This is a genomic window from Curtobacterium sp. MCBA15_016, assembly GCF_001865105.1.
Classification (GTDB): Bacteria; Actinomycetota; Actinomycetes; order Actinomycetales; family Microbacteriaceae; genus Curtobacterium.
In genome coordinates this window covers 32,528-48,340 of record NZ_MJGR01000026.1, presented here as the reverse complement: position 1 = coordinate 48,340, position 15,813 = coordinate 32,528, and the positions used below count along the sequence as shown (strand labels likewise).

14 protein-coding genes are annotated in these 15,813 nt (G+C 72.2%); 8 read left to right on the top strand and 6 right to left on the bottom strand.

All coding sequences use genetic code 11. The annotated features are described in order from the left end of the window. Positions 1-27: 27 nt before the first annotated feature. From BIV03_RS11685 to BIV03_RS11675, 3 genes are read left to right on the top strand one after another with little or no spacing between them, the layout of a single operon-like run. Positions 28-852: an ABC transporter substrate-binding protein gene (locus BIV03_RS11685; protein WP_071295829.1), complete on the top strand. Its 825-nt coding sequence runs from the start codon at positions 28-30 to the stop codon at positions 850-852. A 4-nt stretch (positions 853-856) separates the two neighbouring features. Next, positions 857-1,735, top strand: a complete 879-nt coding sequence (locus tag BIV03_RS11680; RefSeq protein WP_071295828.1) for an amino acid ABC transporter permease — start codon at positions 857-859, stop codon at positions 1,733-1,735. Continuing rightward, complete coding sequence (locus tag BIV03_RS11675) at positions 1,732-2,502, top strand: amino acid ABC transporter ATP-binding protein (RefSeq protein WP_071295827.1); 771 nt, start codon at positions 1,732-1,734, stop codon at positions 2,500-2,502. Before BIV03_RS11680 ends, BIV03_RS11675 begins: the two co-directional genes overlap by 4 nt. A 39-nt stretch (positions 2,503-2,541) precedes the next feature. Here the strand turns inward: BIV03_RS11675 and BIV03_RS11670 are convergent, their stop codons facing one another. Further along, positions 2,542-3,984: a DHA2 family efflux MFS transporter permease subunit gene (locus BIV03_RS11670; protein WP_083403388.1), complete on the bottom strand. Its 1,443-nt coding sequence runs from the start codon at positions 3,982-3,984 to the stop codon at positions 2,542-2,544. 80 nt (positions 3,985-4,064) lie between these two features. On the opposite strand from BIV03_RS11670, the gene BIV03_RS11665 reads away from it, so the two are divergent. Continuing rightward, positions 4,065-4,736, top strand: coding sequence for a TetR/AcrR family transcriptional regulator (locus BIV03_RS11665; RefSeq protein WP_083403387.1), 672 nt, complete (start codon positions 4,065-4,067; stop codon positions 4,734-4,736). Here BIV03_RS11665 and BIV03_RS11660 read toward each other — a convergent pair. Next, positions 4,733-5,698 carry an NAD(P)H-quinone oxidoreductase gene (locus BIV03_RS11660; RefSeq protein ID WP_071295825.1) on the bottom strand — a complete coding sequence of 322 codons (966 nt, stop codon included), beginning with the start codon at positions 5,696-5,698 and terminating at the stop codon, positions 4,733-4,735. The genes BIV03_RS11665 and BIV03_RS11660 overlap by 4 nt on opposite strands. 85 nt (positions 5,699-5,783) lie before the next feature. Here BIV03_RS11660 and BIV03_RS11655 point away from each other — a divergent pair, with 85 nt between their 5' ends. Together BIV03_RS11655 and BIV03_RS11650 are read left to right on the top strand one after the other, a co-directional pair. After that, a complete protein-coding gene (locus BIV03_RS11655; protein ID WP_071295824.1) occupies positions 5,784-6,680 on the top strand; it encodes a polysaccharide pyruvyl transferase family protein in 897 nt (298 codons plus the stop codon). A 108-nt stretch (positions 6,681-6,788) separates the two neighbouring features. Beyond that, positions 6,789-7,247 carry a hypothetical protein gene (locus tag BIV03_RS11650; protein WP_071295823.1) on the top strand — a complete coding sequence of 153 codons (459 nt, stop codon included), beginning with the start codon at positions 6,789-6,791 and terminating at the stop codon, positions 7,245-7,247. 65 nt (positions 7,248-7,312) lie between these two features. Here the strand turns inward: BIV03_RS11650 and BIV03_RS11645 are convergent, their stop codons facing one another. Genes BIV03_RS11645 through BIV03_RS11630 form a run of 4 tightly spaced genes read right to left on the bottom strand, consistent with a single transcriptional unit; the run spans position 7,313 to position 10,888 of the window. Further along, positions 7,313-8,191, bottom strand: a complete 879-nt coding sequence (locus BIV03_RS11645; protein ID WP_071295822.1) for an aldo/keto reductase — start codon at positions 8,189-8,191, stop codon at positions 7,313-7,315. 40 nt (positions 8,192-8,231) lie between these two features. After that, positions 8,232-9,482 (bottom strand): FAD-dependent oxidoreductase, encoded by a 1,251-nt coding sequence (locus tag BIV03_RS11640; protein ID WP_071295821.1) that lies wholly within the window; start codon positions 9,480-9,482, stop codon positions 8,232-8,234. Positions 9,483-9,516: 34 nt separating this feature from the next. Further along, positions 9,517-9,987, bottom strand: a complete 471-nt coding sequence (locus BIV03_RS11635; RefSeq protein WP_071295820.1) for a DUF6264 family protein — start codon at positions 9,985-9,987, stop codon at positions 9,517-9,519. Positions 9,988-9,997: 10 nt separating this feature from the next. Next, positions 9,998-10,888 carry a CoA ester lyase gene (locus BIV03_RS11630; RefSeq protein ID WP_229085773.1) on the bottom strand — a complete coding sequence of 297 codons (891 nt, stop codon included), beginning with the start codon at positions 10,886-10,888 and terminating at the stop codon, positions 9,998-10,000. Positions 10,889-11,018: 130 nt separating this feature from the next. Between BIV03_RS11630 and BIV03_RS11625 the strand changes: the two genes are divergently transcribed. Together BIV03_RS11625 and BIV03_RS11615 are read left to right on the top strand one after the other, a co-directional pair. Continuing rightward, the gene (locus tag BIV03_RS11625) at positions 11,019-14,885 is read left to right on the top strand and encodes an ATP-binding protein (protein WP_071295819.1); all 3,867 of its coding nucleotides are present in this window, start codon (positions 11,019-11,021) and stop codon (positions 14,883-14,885) included. Between the two features lie 315 nt (positions 14,886-15,200). After that, positions 15,201-15,788: a CDP-alcohol phosphatidyltransferase family protein gene (locus BIV03_RS11615; protein WP_071295818.1), complete on the top strand. Its 588-nt coding sequence runs from the start codon at positions 15,201-15,203 to the stop codon at positions 15,786-15,788. The last annotated feature ends 25 nt before the right edge of the window (positions 15,789-15,813 follow it).

Sequence of the window (15,813 nt, the reverse complement as noted above, 5' to 3'; positions counted from 1 at the left end):
CCCACCCCCTCGCACGAAGGCCCGACCGTGACCCGATCCCTCCGTCTCACCATCGCCGTCGCGACCGCTGCGGTCGCCGCACTCGCGCTCTCGTCCTGCTCGGCGGGAGGCAGCGGCAACGCCGACGGCACCGTCACCGACGGCAAGCTCACCATCGCGACCGGGCAGCCCGCGTACTCACCCTGGGTCGAGGACAACAAGCCGCAGTCCGGCAAGGGCTTCGAGGCCGCCGTGGCCTACGCCGTCGCGAAGGAGATGGGCTACGACAAGTCGGACGTCGTGTGGAAGCGGAGCACCTTCGACAGCGCCATCGCTCCCGGCCCGAAGGACTGGGACCTCAACGTCCAGCAGTTCTCCATCGACGCCAAGCGCAAGAAGGCCGTCGACATGTCGAGCGCGTACTACACGACGACCCAGGCGGTCGTGACGACGCAGTCCTCGAAGGCCGCCGACGACACCACCATCGCGGCGCTGAAGCAGGACGCGATCGGTGTCGCGACCGGGTCGACGAGCATCCAGAGCGTGAAGGACGTCCTCGGGGTCACCCCGCAGGTCTTCAACTCGAACGACGACGCCGTCCTCGCGCTCAAGTCGGGCCAGATCGACGCGATCGTGACCGACCTGCCGACCGCCTTCTACATGTCCGGCGCGCAGCTCGACGGCAAGGGCACGGTCTCCGCGCAGTTCCCGTCCGACGGCACGGGCGACCAGTTCGGCTTCGTGCTTCCGAAGGACTCCGAGCTGACGAGCAAGGTCGACAAGGCGCTCAAGTCGCTCAAGGCCGACGGCACGCTCGAGGACCTGCAGACCAAGTGGCTCTCCTCGGAGACCGACACCCCCGTCCTGAAGTAGCCGCATGACCGTTCCAGCAGGCGCCGGCACCCCGGTGGCCGCAGCCGCGCCGAGCCAGGTCGAGCTGGAGCGTCGGCTCTACCGTCGGCAGCGCGGACGCCGGTCGATCGTGGTGTCCGTCGCGTCGACGCTCGTCGTGATCGCCGTCGTCTACTTCGGCGTCGTGAACACCCCCGGCTGGGCCGCGGTCCAGCAGTCGTTCTTCGATCCGCAGACCGCGATCGACTCGTTCCCGTCGATCCTCGAGGGCCTCTGGCTGAACATCCGGATCCTGTTCTTCAGCGCCATCGGCGTCGCGGTGTTCGGCACGCTGCTGGCGGTCGTCCGGGGCCTGCGGAGCCCGGTGTTCTTCCCCCTGCGGATGCTCGCCACCGGCTACACCGACCTGTTCCGCGGTCTGCCGCTCATCATCGTGCTGTACCTGGTGGGCTACGGGATCCCCGGCCTCGGGATCTTCCCGCGCCTCCCCGCCGAGGTCTGGGGCACCATCGCGATCGTCCTGACCTACTCGTCGTACATCGCCGAGGTGCTCCGCGCCGGCATGGAGGCCGTGCACCCCTCGCAGCGCCTCGCCGCCCGGTCGCTCGGGCTGTCGCACGCGAAGACCCTGCGCCTCGTCGTGCTGCCGCAGGCGATCCGCAAGGTCACGCCCGCGCTCATGAACGACTTCGTGTCGATGCAGAAGGACGTCGGTCTCGTGTCGATCCTCGGCGCGGTGGACGCGGTCCGCTCCGCGCAGATCGCCCAGGCCGAGACCTACAACTTCACGCCCTACTTCGTCGCCGGACTGCTCTTCGTCGTGATCAGCCTGCCGCTGATCCGCGTCACGGACGCGATCGCGCGTCGCCAGCAGCGGCGCGAGCAGATCGGAGGGACCGTATGACGGGCCAGGAGGCGCGGCTCACCCCCGACACGTCGGCCGCCGTCCTCGAGCTGCGCGGGTTGCGCAAGGCGTTCGGCGAGCACGAGGTCCTGCGCGGGATCGACCTGACGGTGCACCGACACGAGGTCATCTGCGTCATCGGGGCCTCGGGCTCCGGCAAGTCGACGCTCCTCAAGACGGTGAACCTGCTCGAGGGCATCGACGACGGCGAGATCCTGCTGCAGGGCACGGACATCGCCGATCCCCGCATCGACGTCGACGCCACCCGGGCCCGGATCGGCGTCGTGTTCCAGCAGTTCAACCTGTTCCCGCACATGAGCGTGCTCGACAACGTGACGCTCGCCTCCCGGCAGGTGCACGGCGTCGGCAGGGCGCAGGCGGAGGAGACCGCCCGGCGGCTCCTCGGGCGGATCGGCCTCGCCGACTTCGCCGGGGCCTACCCGGACCGGCTCTCCGGCGGGCAGCAGCAGCGCGTGGCGATCGTGCGCGCGATCGCGTCCGACCCCGAGCTCCTGCTGCTCGACGAGGTCACGAGTGCCCTCGACCCGCAGCTCGTCGGCGAGGTGCTCGACCTGGTGACCGAGCTGAAGCGGCAGGGCTCGACGATCCTGATGACCACGCACGAGATGCACTTCGCGCGGAACGTGGCCGACCGGATCGTGTTCCTGCACCAGGGCGAGGTCGTCGAGCAGGGTGCCCCGGCCGAGGTCCTCGACGCCCCGCAGCACCCCGCGCTCGTCGAGTTCCTCGCCCGCGTCCACGCCTGACGCGCCCGCCCGGGGCTCGAGCGCCGCGAGCGCGACCACCTACGCGACGGGGGCCGGTGTGGCGGGGGCGAGCCGCGCCTCCAGGCCGTCGTCGGCGACCGTCTCGGGGACGTGTGCCGAGCGTCCAGCGGGCAGGAACGCCGCGACGACCGCGCTGACCGCGACCACGGCGGCACCGACCAGCACGGCGGGCTGGGCCGCGTCGACGTAGCCGGTGGGGGTGAGCTCGCCGCCGGCCCCGGTGAAGACGGCGGTCAAGACGGCGATCCCGAGCGCGACGCCGATCTCGCGCAGCGTCGAGTTCGCGCCGGAGGCCTTCGCGTGGTCGTGCTGCGGCATCCGTGCGAGCACCGCCGTCGAGATCGGACCGAACACGGCGCCCATCCCGATGCCCGCGAGCAGGAAGCCGGGCAGCAGCGTCGTGAAGGTGACGTCGGCGGCCATCGTCCCGGCGATCCAGAACAGTCCGGCGGAGAGGAACACCATGCCGCCGGTGATGAGCAGCCGCGTGCCGACCCGGGGTGCCACGATGCCTGCGAGCGGGGCGACGACCATCGGCGCGAGGGTCCAGGGCATCGTCCAGACGCCGGCCTCGAGCGGGGTGCGACCCTGCACGACCTGCAGGAACTGGATGAGGATGAACACCGAACCGAACGCGCCGAACGAGAACGTCATCGCGACGACGTTGGCGAGGGCGAAGCTCCGGTCGCGGAAGAACCGGAGGGGCAGGAGCGGTGCGCTGGTGCGGGCCTGCCAGAGCACGAACGCGACGAGCAGGACACCGCCGCCGACCAGGCCGGTGAGCACCTCGCCGCTCGTCCAGCCGGCGTCGTTGCCGCGGACGACCCCGAAGACGACGCCGAGCACGCCGAGGCCGGCGAGCAGCACGCCCACGACGTCGGCGCGGACACGGGCTCCGCGGGTGTTCGGCAGGGCGAAGAGGGCCAGCGGGATCGCGATGATGCCGACCGGGACGTTGAGCCAGAAGATGGCCTCCCAGCTCCAGCCCTCGACGACGGCGCCCCCGATGAGCGGGCCGAGGGCGACGCCGAGGCCGGAGATGCCGCCCCAGACGCCGATGCCGACGGTGCGGAGCCGGTCGGGCACGCTCCCGACGAGCAGGGTGAGGGAGAGCGGCATGATCGCGGCGGCGCCGGCGCCCTCGATCGCACGCCAGACGATGAGCGAGGTCGGGTCGGTGCTCACGGCGGCGAACGCGGAGGAGACGGTGAAGACGGCGATGCCGGCGACGAACAGGTGCCGGCGGCCGAGCCGGTCGCCGAGGCCGACGGCCAGGAGCATCAGCGCGGCGAACGCGAGCGTGTAGGCGTTGGTGATCCACTGCAGCTCCTCGACGGAGGCGCCGAGGTCGGCGTGCACGGCGGGCAGCGCGCTGGTGACGACGAGGTTGTCGAGCGTCGCCATGAACATCGGGAGGGATGCGGCTGCGATGGCGAGCCAGACCGGGATGCGTCGTTCCATGGTGGGGATCCGTTCCGTTTGGTAATCGGATGATTACTTACGAAGGGCGACTCTAGTAATCGACTGATAACCTGTCAACCATGACTTCCCCGGCATCTGCACCGGCACCGGCGACGGCCGTCCGCATGCCCGCTGCGCAGCGTCGCGCGATGATCCTCGAGGCGGCACGCGGGCTCTTCGGCAGCCAGGGCTACAACGGCACGACGACCGACCAGATCGCGGCGGCAGCCGGCATCAGCCAGCCGTACGTCGTGCGGATGTTCGGCTCGAAGGAGGCGCTCTTCCTCGAGGTGTTCCGCGACACCCTCGACATCCTGCTCGACGCCTGGCGCGAGACCCTCGCCCACCTCGGGCCCGACGACACCCCGGCGCACGTCATCGGCGAACAGTTCGTCGACCTCGCCGCCGAGCGCGGACTGCACACGCTCCTGCTGCAGGGCTTCGTCTCCGGGGCCGAACCGGCGATCGGTGCCGCGGCCCGGGCCGGGTTCCTCGAGATCTACCGGTTCCTGCGCGACGAGGCCGGGATCGCCGACGACCAGGTCCAGGGGTTCCTCGGCAGCGGCATGATCTTCGCGATCATGCTGGCGATCGACATGCCCTCGCGGTTCGACGAGGACCCGGACGCGGCCGACCTGCTCCGCGCGACGTTCGGCGCGAAGTGCGGGCAGGTGCTCGACCTCGTCCGGGGCCAGCGGGCCGGGGCCGGGGGCGCGGGCGCTGCGGGCGCCGCGGGCGCCGCGCGCGCCTAGGGCGTCAGCAGCACCTTCCCGACGACCTCGCCGTCCCGGACCCGCCGGTGCGCCTCGGCGGCCTCGGCGAGCGGCAGGACCGAGTCGATGACCGGGCGCACCCGACCGTCCGCGACGAACGGCCAGACGTTGTACCGGACGGCCTCGACGATCGCGGCCTTCTCGTCGAGCGGCCGGGCACGCAGGGTCGTCGCACTGATCGTCGCCCGCTTCCGCATCATCGCGCCGAGGTCGAGCTCGCCGGTGCGGCCGCTGCCCGAGGCGATCACGGCGATGTGCCCGTTCGGCGCGAGGACCTCGATGTTCCGCGCCAGGTAGTCCGGCCCGACGACGTCGAGCACCACGTCCACGCCACGGCCCCCGGTGAACTCGAGCGCCCGTGCGACGAAGTCCTCCGAGCGGTGGTCGACCACGAGGTCCGCGCCGAGCTCCCGGGAGGCCTGCACCTTCCGCTCGCCCCCGGACGTCGCGATCACCGTCGCTCCGAGCGCCTTCGCCCAGAGCACCGCGTGCGACCCCATGCCGCCGGTGCCGCCGTGCACGAGCAGGGTCTGTCCGGGTCGGAGCCCGGCGAGCATGCCGACGTTCGAGTATACCGTGCACGCGGCTTCCGGCAGCCCCGCGGCCTCGACGAGGTCGATCCCCTCCGGCACCGGCAGCACCTGGGTCTCCGGGGCGACGACGAGTGCCGCGTAGCCGCCGCCGGACAGCAGTGCGCAGACCCGGTCACCGACGGCGAACCCCTCGACGCCGTCGCCGAGTGCGCGGACGGTGCCGGAGACCTCGAGGCCGAGGACGTCCGACGCCCCGGGAGGCGGCGGGTAGTTGCCGGCCGCCTGCTGCAGGTCGGCGTTGTTCACCCCGGCGGCCGCGACCTCGATGAGGACCTCGCCGGCTCCGGGGACCGGGTCGGGGAGGTCGTGCAGGTCGAGGGTGCCGTTCTCGGAGGTGATCGCTCGCATGCCCCGACGCTACGCGTCACGAGCAGGGCGAGGAACCTCTAGCATGTGATATTCTTATGTCACACCTGCGTGGAAGAGAGAGCACATGACGACACCGATCAACGCCTTCTGGTGGTCTCCCCGTCGGGATCTCCGCACGCTGGCGCACGAACTCCGTGACCACGCCCCCGCGTGGTCCAGGCTCGCCCTCGGGCGCGGGCGCGCGTTCACGAACCACGGGGACGAGCTCTCGGAGCTCGTCCTCACAGAGGCCCTCGGACGGCGCGTCCGCTGGGCGCCACTCGGCCGTGAGGACGTCGTCGCGATCGGCAGCGCGATCGTGCCGTACCTCACGCGCGGTGGCGTCGGCCAGATCTGGGGGACCGGCCTGCACACGCCGGACATCCCCGCAGACCGTGCGGCTGCCGTCCGCGACCGCGTCCTCGCGATCCGCGGACCGCTCGCGCGGGCGGCGCTCGGCCTGCCGGAGTCCACCCAGATCGGCGACCCGGGACTCCTCGTCCGGTCGCTCCGTCCGGGCCTGCCCCGGGATCGCCGTCGCGGCACAGTGCTCGTCACGCACTTCACGTCCCACATGACCGCGATCGAGCGGCGGACGATCTCCGCGATCTGCTCGACCGGGGTGCGCCTCCTCCCGGCGACCCTGACGCCCGCCGACATGCTCGCCGAGCTCGGTGCGGCGGAGCACGTGATGAGCTCCGGCATGCACGGCGTGATCCTCGCGCACGCGCTGCGGACGCCCGCGACCCTCGTCTCGCTGAAGTCTCCCGCCGCCACCGAAGCGGCCTTCAAGTACCGCGACTACCACCAGTCCGTCGGCCTCGACGTCCACCCGACCCCGTGGACGAGCGTCCTGGACGCCGACGGGCGTCACGCTGCGAGGGAACGTGGCGAACGAGACCTCGCGATCGCCGACGCCCGGATCGACGAACTCGTCGAGGGGCTCTTCCGTTCGGCCGCGCCGCTCCGCAGCGGGCACTGAGCGACTGCACCGGGAACGCGGCCCACCTGTGGATCTCCCATGTAGCCTCGACGCGGATCCGCACCCCGTCCCGGGGTCGCGGGCACGACTCCGGGGGGACCCACCACCATGCGCACCAAGCTCGTCTCGCTCACCACGGCCGCCATCGCCGTCGCACTCCTCGCCGGCTGCTCCGCCGGTGACTCCGGCTCGGACGCCACGACCGCCGCCAAGTCGACGCCGACCCAGACCAAGGCCGAGGCCTGCAAGCTGTTCACGAACGAGGTCACCGACGCCACGAAGGGCATGCAGATGCAGCTCACCGAGCTGCAGAGCGACCCGCAGGCCGCGATGGCGAAGCTCGACGAGTTCGACGCCACGCTCGAGGACAGCGCCGACAAGGTGACCAACACCGAGGTGAAGCCGAAGACCGACGCGTTCGCGGGCGCCTTCTCGGACTTCGTCGGCATGACGAAGGACCTCGCGGCCTCGAAGGACCCGTCGGCGCTGTCCAGCTCCGGCTTCACCGAGGGGCTCCAGAAGCTGGAGACGACGGGCAAGGACTTCCAGGAGGTCTGCCAGTCCTGACGCGCGCCGACGCGTGATCGCGACCCGCGCCTCCAGGGCAGTCCAGGAGGCGCGGGTCGCGTCGTCTACGCGGCCGCCGGTTGCGACGCGTCCAGTCGGGCCACGTCCTCGGGACGGAGCTTGACGGTCGCGGCCGTCACCGAGTCGAGGATCGACTGCGGGCGCGACGCCCCGGGGATGGGGACGACGACGTCGCTCTTCTGCAGCTCCCACGCCAGCGCGACGACCTGCGGGCTGACGCCGCGGTCGCGGGCGATGTACGCGAAGTCCTCGTACGCGGTGCCGAGCTCCGCGGCGTTCGCGATGCCGCCGAGGGGGCTCCACGGCAGGAACGCGATCCCGAGCTCGTCGCACAGCGCGAGTTCCGGTTCGCTCGAGCGGAACTTCGGCGAGAACTGGTTCTGCACCGAGGCCAGTCGGCCGTCGAGGACCTCGTTCGCCGTCCAGATCTGGTCGGGGTCGGCGTTCGAGATGCCGGCCATCCGGATGACGCCCTCGTCGAGGAGCTCGGCGAGCGCACCGATCGAGTCCGCGTAGGGCACCGCCGGGTCCGGACGGTGGAACTGGTAGAGCCCGACGGCGTCCACGCCGAGGCGCTTCGCGGATGCCTTCGCCGCTTCCTTGAGGTACTCCGGACGGCCGTTCTGCGCCCACGGGCCGGGCTCGGGCCGGAGGTGCCCGCCCTTCGTGGCGATGAGGACGTCCGAGGTGTCGCCGTGGAACTCCCGCACGGCCTTCGCGATGAGCGACTCGTTGTGCCCCACCTCGTCGTGGGCGGCCAGGTGGTACGCGTCGGCGGTGTCGATGAGCGTGACGCCGGCCTCGAGCGCGGCGTGGATCGTCGCGATGGACTGCCGCTCGTCCGGACGCCCCTCGATGGACATGGGCATCCCGCCGAGTCCGATGGCACTGACCGACACGTCTCCGATGACTCGTTGCTTCATGTCCCCAGCATGCGCCGGGAGGGACGGGTCGTGTCCAGGGTCAGCGCCGTGCCCAGGCGGGGGCGTGCTCGGGGAGCGGTCCGAAGGCGATCCCGCGCGCGTAGAGGCCGCGGACCGGCGGCACGTACCGGGCGAGCAGGACGGGGAGCCGCGGCGGGCCGGCCTGCAGGGCCCCGGCGAAGGCCCGCTCGAACACCACGCGGTGCAGGAACGCCTGGGCGGTCTGGACGACCACGGCCGGCGGGGTGCGCCGCCGCTGCACCGCGGCGAGGGCACGGTCGAGGTCCGCGCCGCGGAGCCCCCGTCCGAGCGCCGGCGCCAGGATCGCAGCCGTCGCGACCGCGTCCTGCACCGCCAGGTTGATGCCGACGCCGCCCGCCGGGGACATGGCGTGCGCCGCGTCGCCGATGCAGAGCAGCCCCGGACGCCACCACCGGGTGAGCCGGTCCATCCGGACGTCGAGCACGTGCACGTCGTCCATCGACGCGATCGTGTCCACGCGGCCCGCGAAGTCCGGTCGGAGCCGCGCGACCCGGGCCCGGAAGGCCTCGACCCCGGCGGCGCGGAGGGCCGCGTCCGACCCCTTCGGCGCGAAGTACGCGACCTGGTGGTAGTCGGGCCGCGGGAAGCTGAGCAGGACGTCGGTGCCGGAGAACGCCGGGACGAGCGCGGTCGTCGCGTCGCCGGGCTCGCGGGGGAGCCGGAACCACCACGTGTCGAACGGCACCGGGAACGACCGCGGGTGCAGGCCGGCGGCGCTGCGCAGCACCGAGTCACGGCCGTCGCAGGCGATGACGACGTCGGCGCGGAGTTCCTCGGTGCCGCCGTCCGGATCGCGGTACGGCGCCAGGTGCACGCCCGTCACGACGCCGTTCTCCTCGATCGTGTCGGTGGCCGCGAGACCCATCGTGATCTCGAACGAGGGCTCCTCGCGGGCGGCGGTGACGAGCAGGTCGAGCAGGTCCCACTGCGGCACCATCGCCACGTGGTCGTACGGCGGGCGCAGGCGCGAGAAGTCGCCGAGGAGCGCGCGCGAGCCGTCCGGCAGCGGCAGGGAGAAGTCGTCGAGGCGTGACTGCGGCAGGGCGGCGAACCGCTCCCCGAGCCCGAGCTCGTCGAGCAGCCGGATCGTCGAGGCGTGCACGGTGTCACCGCGGAAGTCCCGGTTGAAGTCGTCGTGCTTCTCGATGACCCGGACCGCGATGCCGGCACGGGCGAGGAGCAGGCCGAGGACGACCCCGGCGGGGCCGCCACCGACCACCGCGACCGTCGTCCGCGAGACCGTCACCATGCCCCGGACGCTACCCCGGTCCGGGCCGCAGGCGTCAGGCGGTGGCCGAGACCGACGAGGACGCCGAGCCGCCGTCCGCAGCTCCCGCGAAGACGACGCCGCCCCACGTGATGACCACGATCGCGAGCACGAAGCCGATCGCGGCGATCCACCACGACGTCCGACGGCGGATCCACGCGCCGATCGACAAGACGATCGTGGCGACGCCGATCACGAACGCACCGCCGACCGCGATCGCGGTCCCACCGATGTAGCCACCCGGGGTGCAGCCGGTGGCGGCGTCGCACGTGGCCGTCGCCGAGATGACGGCGATGATCCCGACGACCGCGGTGACGACCGTCATGACGGCGCCGAACGCCAGGAGCAACACGGTCGAGATCCGGTCGGCGAGCTTCCCCGGCGGGAACAGCGTCGAGCCGCCCTGCTCCCACGTGGCCCGCTGGGCACCGGTGGGGTCGGAGGGTGAGGACTGCGGCGGACCGCCGGGCACGTTGGACCAGGTCATGGGTGCAGTCCTACCGCGCCTCGACGCCGAACGCCTGTGCGAGGCGCTGGATCTTCTGCGCGCGACCGAGTCGGGGCAGGTCGGAGCCGTCGCGGATGACCCGGCCGCGGGCCTCGAAGTCGTCGAGGAAGTCCTGCGCCCAGGCGACGTCGGTCGGCGTGGGGGAGATGACCTCGTTGATGACGGGCAGCTGCTCGGTGTCGAGGCACAGCTTGCCGGTGAGCCCGAGCGAGACCGCGACCTGCGACTGCTCGCGGAGGATCGGGTGCGACGACCCCACCGTCGGGCCGTCGATCGGGCCGGGCAGGTCGCCCACGCGGGAGGCCACGACGAGCTTCGACCGCGGGTACGCCATCGCGAGCGTGTCCGCGCTCGTCCCGGTGTCCCGCCGGTAGTCGCCGGAGCCGAACGCCAGCCGGAACGCCCCCTGCGCCTTCGCGATCGACACCGACTCCTCGATGCCCAGGGCCGACTCGACCAGGGCGATCACCGGGGTCTGGCCGCCGAGTCGGTGCCACGTGTCGGTGACCTGCGCCGGGGACTCGGTCTTCGCGAGCATGACGCCCTGCAGCCCGGGCAGCCCGCGGAGCTCCTCGACGTCGTCCGCCCAGAAGTCCGTCGTCACGTCGTTGATCCGCACCCAGGCCTCGCCGCCGCCGGCCAGCCACGCGGCGACGCCCTGGCGGGCCGACGGCTTGGCGGCGGGGTCCACCGCGTCCTCGATGTCCAGGATGATCTGGTCGGCACGGGACCGCTGCGACTTCTCGAACCGATCGGTCGCCGTGCCGGAGACGAGGAGCCACGAACGGGAGATCTCGGCGGGGACCGATCGACGCCGGTTCGGTGCGGGAGCGGACTCCGGCGCGGGGGTGGGGGGAGCGGTGCGGTCGTCGATGGCCATGCCCCGTTGGTACCACACCGGCGCGCCCGGTCGCGCGTCGGCGGGGGCCGGAAAGTCCGAAACCTCGGTTCATTGCCAGAGTGCCAGCCCGCTTCCGCCTACAGTGTCGGATGTGTGGCGAGCGGACAGGGTGACCGACGGCGAGGACGACGTGAACGACGACGTCCCCGTCGAGGGCGCCGACGCGCCCGCGGACGGGCGCGACGGACAGCAGGACGGACGCGACGGACAGCAGGGGGAGCAGGACCGACGGGGGCAGCAGGAAGAGACCGCCGTGACGGACGAACCCGACCGCACCCTGCGCCCGGAACTGCAGCTCACGAGTCCGCAGGCGATCAGCCTGGGTGATCCGCGCCTCCAGGCCGGCAACGCCGCCGAGCCCGCCTGGGACGTCTGGCGCAAGCAGCTGACCGGCGTCGGCGGCACCAGCCCCCTCACGCACTTCGCCGACCACCCCCGGGCCCGCATCGAGCTCTCGACGACGCACCCGGGCGGCCTCGCGCAGTTCATCACCGGCAAGACGACGCTGCTGTCGAGCCTGATCCGTGACGAGGTGGCACTCCGGGCCGCCCGCATCGCCGCCGGTCACGTCGAGGCCAAGGGCACCGAGCTGTCCACCGTGCGCGGCATCGACGCCGTGAAGCTCGGCATCGGCATGGCCGACTGGCAGCACGGCGACGAGCAGTTCCGCGGCCCGGTGCTGCTGCGCCCGCTCGCGATCCGTCGGCACGGCCGCGACTTCGAGGTCCGCCTGCTCGGCGAGCCCGTCCTCAACCCCGGCCTCGCCGACGCGCTGCACGAGCAGTTCGGCGTCATCCTCGACGCCCAGTCCTTCGTGGCGCTCGCGCAGCAGGACGGCTCCTTCACGCCGAACCCGGTGATCGACCGGCTCCGCGGGCTCACCGCGCACATCCCGGGCTTCTCGGTGCACGCACGCCTGGTCGTGTCCACCTTCGCCGAGGTCGCGACCGGGATGGTCGAGGACACCGAGGACCTGTCCCACCCGGTGCTCGACGCCCTCGCCGGCAACCCGAGCGCCAAGTGGCAGGTCGAGCAGTCGTACCACCCGGTCGAGCAGACCCCGTCGGACGAGCGGAGCCCGGAGACCGACACGCTCCTGCTCGACGCCGACGACGAGCAGGAGAACGTGATCGCACAGATCACGGCCGGCAACTCGATCGTGGTGAAGACCCTCCCGGGCACGGGTGGCACGCAGACGATCGTGAACGCGCTCGGCGGCCTGGTCGCGGCGAACAAGCGCGTCCTCGTGGTGAGCCCGCGCCGTGCGACCCTGCGCGGCATCGCGGCGCGGTTCTCCGAGGTGCAGCTCCCCGGCGTCGCCGTGACCCCGGGCACCCTCCGTCGTGACGTCGTCCGTGCGATCGCCCGCAACGAGAAGGCCTCGCGTCCGAACCTGCGCGAGGTCGACGACGCCCTGGTCCGGCTCCGCAAGGTCCTCAAGGACTACCGCGGCTCGCTGACGCGCGTCGACCCCGACTTCCGCGTCTCGGTGCTCGACTGCCTCGTCGAGCTGTCGCGCCTGTCGCTGCTGCCCGTCCCGCCGTCGACGACCGCGCGGCTGTCGAAGACCTCGGTGACGAGCATGGTCGAGGGGCGCTCGCGCGTCGCCGAGACGATGGTCAGCGCCGCGAACCTCGGCGAGTTCCGCTACGGCCCGGACGACTCGCCCTGGTACGGCGCGAAGTTCTCCTCGAGCGACGGGGCCCAGCGCGCCCACCGGATCGCGAAGGACCTCGACGCCGACGGCCTGCCGACCCTGCTCCGCCGCGCCCACGACCTCGTCGCCACGACGCACATGCGGCAGTTCACGACGATCAACGAGCTCGGCATCTACCTGCGCCTGCTCACCGAGATCCGCGACACCCTCGACCGCTTCCTGCCCGTCGTCTTCGACCGCTCGGTGTCCGAGCTCGTGGCCGCCACCGCCCCGCGCGGCGAGGGTGCGCCGATGTCGAGCACGAACCGGCGCCGGCTGAAGAAGCTCGCCCGCGAGTACGTCCGCCCCGGTGTGCACGTGTCCGACCTGCACGAGGCGCTGACCCGCGTCCAGCAGCAGCGCGTCCTCTGGCAGCGCTACGTCGCCGCCGGCGTGAACCCCGAGGTGCCCACCGGCATCGCGGACGTCCAGGTCCTGTTCTCGAACGTCGTCGAGGACCTCGCGCGCCTCGACGAGCCGCTGGGACGCACCGCCCGCGAGACCCAGCTGGCGAACGTGCCGATCGACGAGCTCGTCCCGACGATCGCCCGCCTCGCCGAGGAGTCCGACGTCCTGCACAACCTGCAGGAGCGCACCGAGCTCATGCAGACCCTGCGCGACCTGCAGCTCGAACCGCTCATCACGGACCTGGCGAACCGCCACGTGCCGGACACCCACGTTCCCGCCGAGCTCGAGCTCGCGTGGTGGCAGTCCGCCCTCGAGACGATGCTCGAGTCCGACCGGGCCCTGCTCGGCGCGAACACCGACATGCTCGACCGGGTCGAGGCCGACTTCCGGCTCGTCGACGACGCGCACGCGGCCGGGGTCTCCCAGGGCCTGGCGTGGCAGCTGGCCGAGAACTGGAAGGTCGGACTCGTCGACTGGCCGGACGAGGCCACCGCGCTGAAGACCCAGCTGCGGGACGGCGCGATCACCTCGCGTCTGCTGCAGGACTCCGCGCCGCACCTGTCCCGGTCGATCGCACCCGTGTGGCTCGCGTCGCCGTACGAGGTCTCGCAGATCGCCGACACGATGCCCTTCGACACCGTGATCCTCGTCGACGCGGGCGCCGTCACCATCGCCGAGACCGTCGGGGCCGTCCGCCGTGCCCGTCAGACCGTCGTGTTCGGCGACCCGGTCACGCAGACCCCGTCGCCGTTCCGGATCGCGGTCGACCCGGCGCACCGCGCGCTGCAGGTCGACGAGGGCACGCTCGACGCCTTCCACGCCGACTCCGCGCTCGCGAAGCTCTCCACGCTGCTGCCGACCCTGTCGCTCACCCGCTCGTACCGCGCCGGCGGCGAGGACCTCGCCGAGCTCGTCAACCGTCGCTTCTACGGCGGACGCATCGAGTCGCTGCCCTGGGCCGGCTCGTTCCTCGGGCACGGCTCGATCGCGCTCGACTACGTCAGCGACGGCAAGGCCGTGCCGGACCCCGAGTCGGGGGCGGTCGAGAGCGTCGACGCCGAGGTGGACCGCGTCGTCCGGCTCGTCATGGACCACGCCCGCACCCGTCCGACCGAGTCGCTCATGGTCATCACCGCCTCGGCGAAGCACGCCGTCCGCGTCGAGCAGGCCGTGCTCACCGCGGCCCAGGGGCACAAGGACCTCACCGAGTTCGTCATCGGCGACCGGGCCGAGCCGTTCATCGTCGCGACGCTCGAGCAGTCCGTCGCCCAGAGCCGCGACCGCGTCGTGTTCTCGATCGGCTACGGCCGCACCCCGCACGGCCGTGTCCTGCGCGACTTCGGTCCGCTCGGCAAGCCCGGTGGGGAGCGCCTGCTCGCCGTCGCGATGACCCGGGCACGTCGCTCGATGGTCATCGTCACCTGCTTCCAGCCGTCCGACATCGAGGCCGAGCGGATGGGCCACGGCACCGTCGCCCTCGCCGAGATCCTCGCCGAGGTCCGTGCGCGCACCACGGCCGAGTACGTCCCGGACGACTCCGACCCGCTGCTCGTCGACCTCGCCCGTCGCCTCGAGATGCGCGGCATCCCCGTCGCGCTCGGCCACCGCGGCAAGCTCGGACTGGTCGCCGCGCACGGTGGGGTGTGCGTCACGATCGAGACCGACGCGACGCTCGTGAAGGGGTCGCTCCGCGAGTCGCTCCGGCTCCGGCCCGAGGTGCTCCGCCGACTCGGTTGGCACTACGTGCGCGTGCACGCGTTCCAGCTCTTCTCGGACCCGGACCGCGTCGCGAACACCGTCGCCGCCGTGCTCGGTGTCGACCGCGGTGCCACGCAGGAGATCTCGATTCCCCCGATCCCCGCACGCCGGTGACTCCTCGGCCGAGCCGGCGGGCCTCCCGGCCGGCCGGTCCGGTGACGCCCGAGACGGACCAGCTGGTGGGCACGTGGACGCGGGCCGACGACGCGTCGTCAGCCGCGCCTCCCGTCCCGTCGGCGACGGACGACGGTGAGGCGCATGCGCAGCCGGGAGGCGCGGTGCGGCGCCGCAGGCGCGTCACCACCCAGCCGGTGCCGGGCTACGACCCGGTGGCGCCACCGGAACCGGCCCGCCACCGCGACGGGGAGAACGACGACCAGCTCCGGCGCGACGTCCCGCCGCACTGGTGAGCAGGTAGCCTGTCCTGCGATGACTGACACCGTGCGGGAGCGCCCCGACTGGCAGACCTGGCCGAACCTGATCTCGCTGTTCCGGCTGCTGCTGATCCCGGTGTTCGTGTGGCTCGTCGTCGCCGGACACCCCGGCTGGGCGCTCGTCGCGCTCGTCGTCATCGGGGTGAGCGACTGGGCGGACGGCTTCATCGCGCGCAAGTTCGACCAGGGCTCGAAGCTCGGCAAGGCGATCGACCCCGTCGCCGACCGACTCGCGATCATCGCGATCGTGCTGTCGCTCGTGCTGACCGGGCTGCTGCCGTGGTGGGTCGTCGCCGTCGTGGTGCTCGTCGACCTGGTGCTCGTCGTGCTCTCGAGCGTGCTGTTCCACGGCAACCCGGACCTCGACGTCACGTGGACCGGCAAGATCCGGTCGGCGCTGCTCTTCGTCGGGCTGCCGGTGCTGCTGTTCTCCGCGGTGCACACCGTCGACGAGAACGCGCCGTGGGTCCGCGTCGTCGCCCTCGTGTTCGTCTACCTCGGGACCGTCGGGCACGTGCTGGCGGGCGTCCAGTACGCGATCGCGATGTTCGCGAAGCGGCGCGAGGTGTCGGCCGCGCGCTGACGCCTGGCCGCGCGCTCGCGCCGGC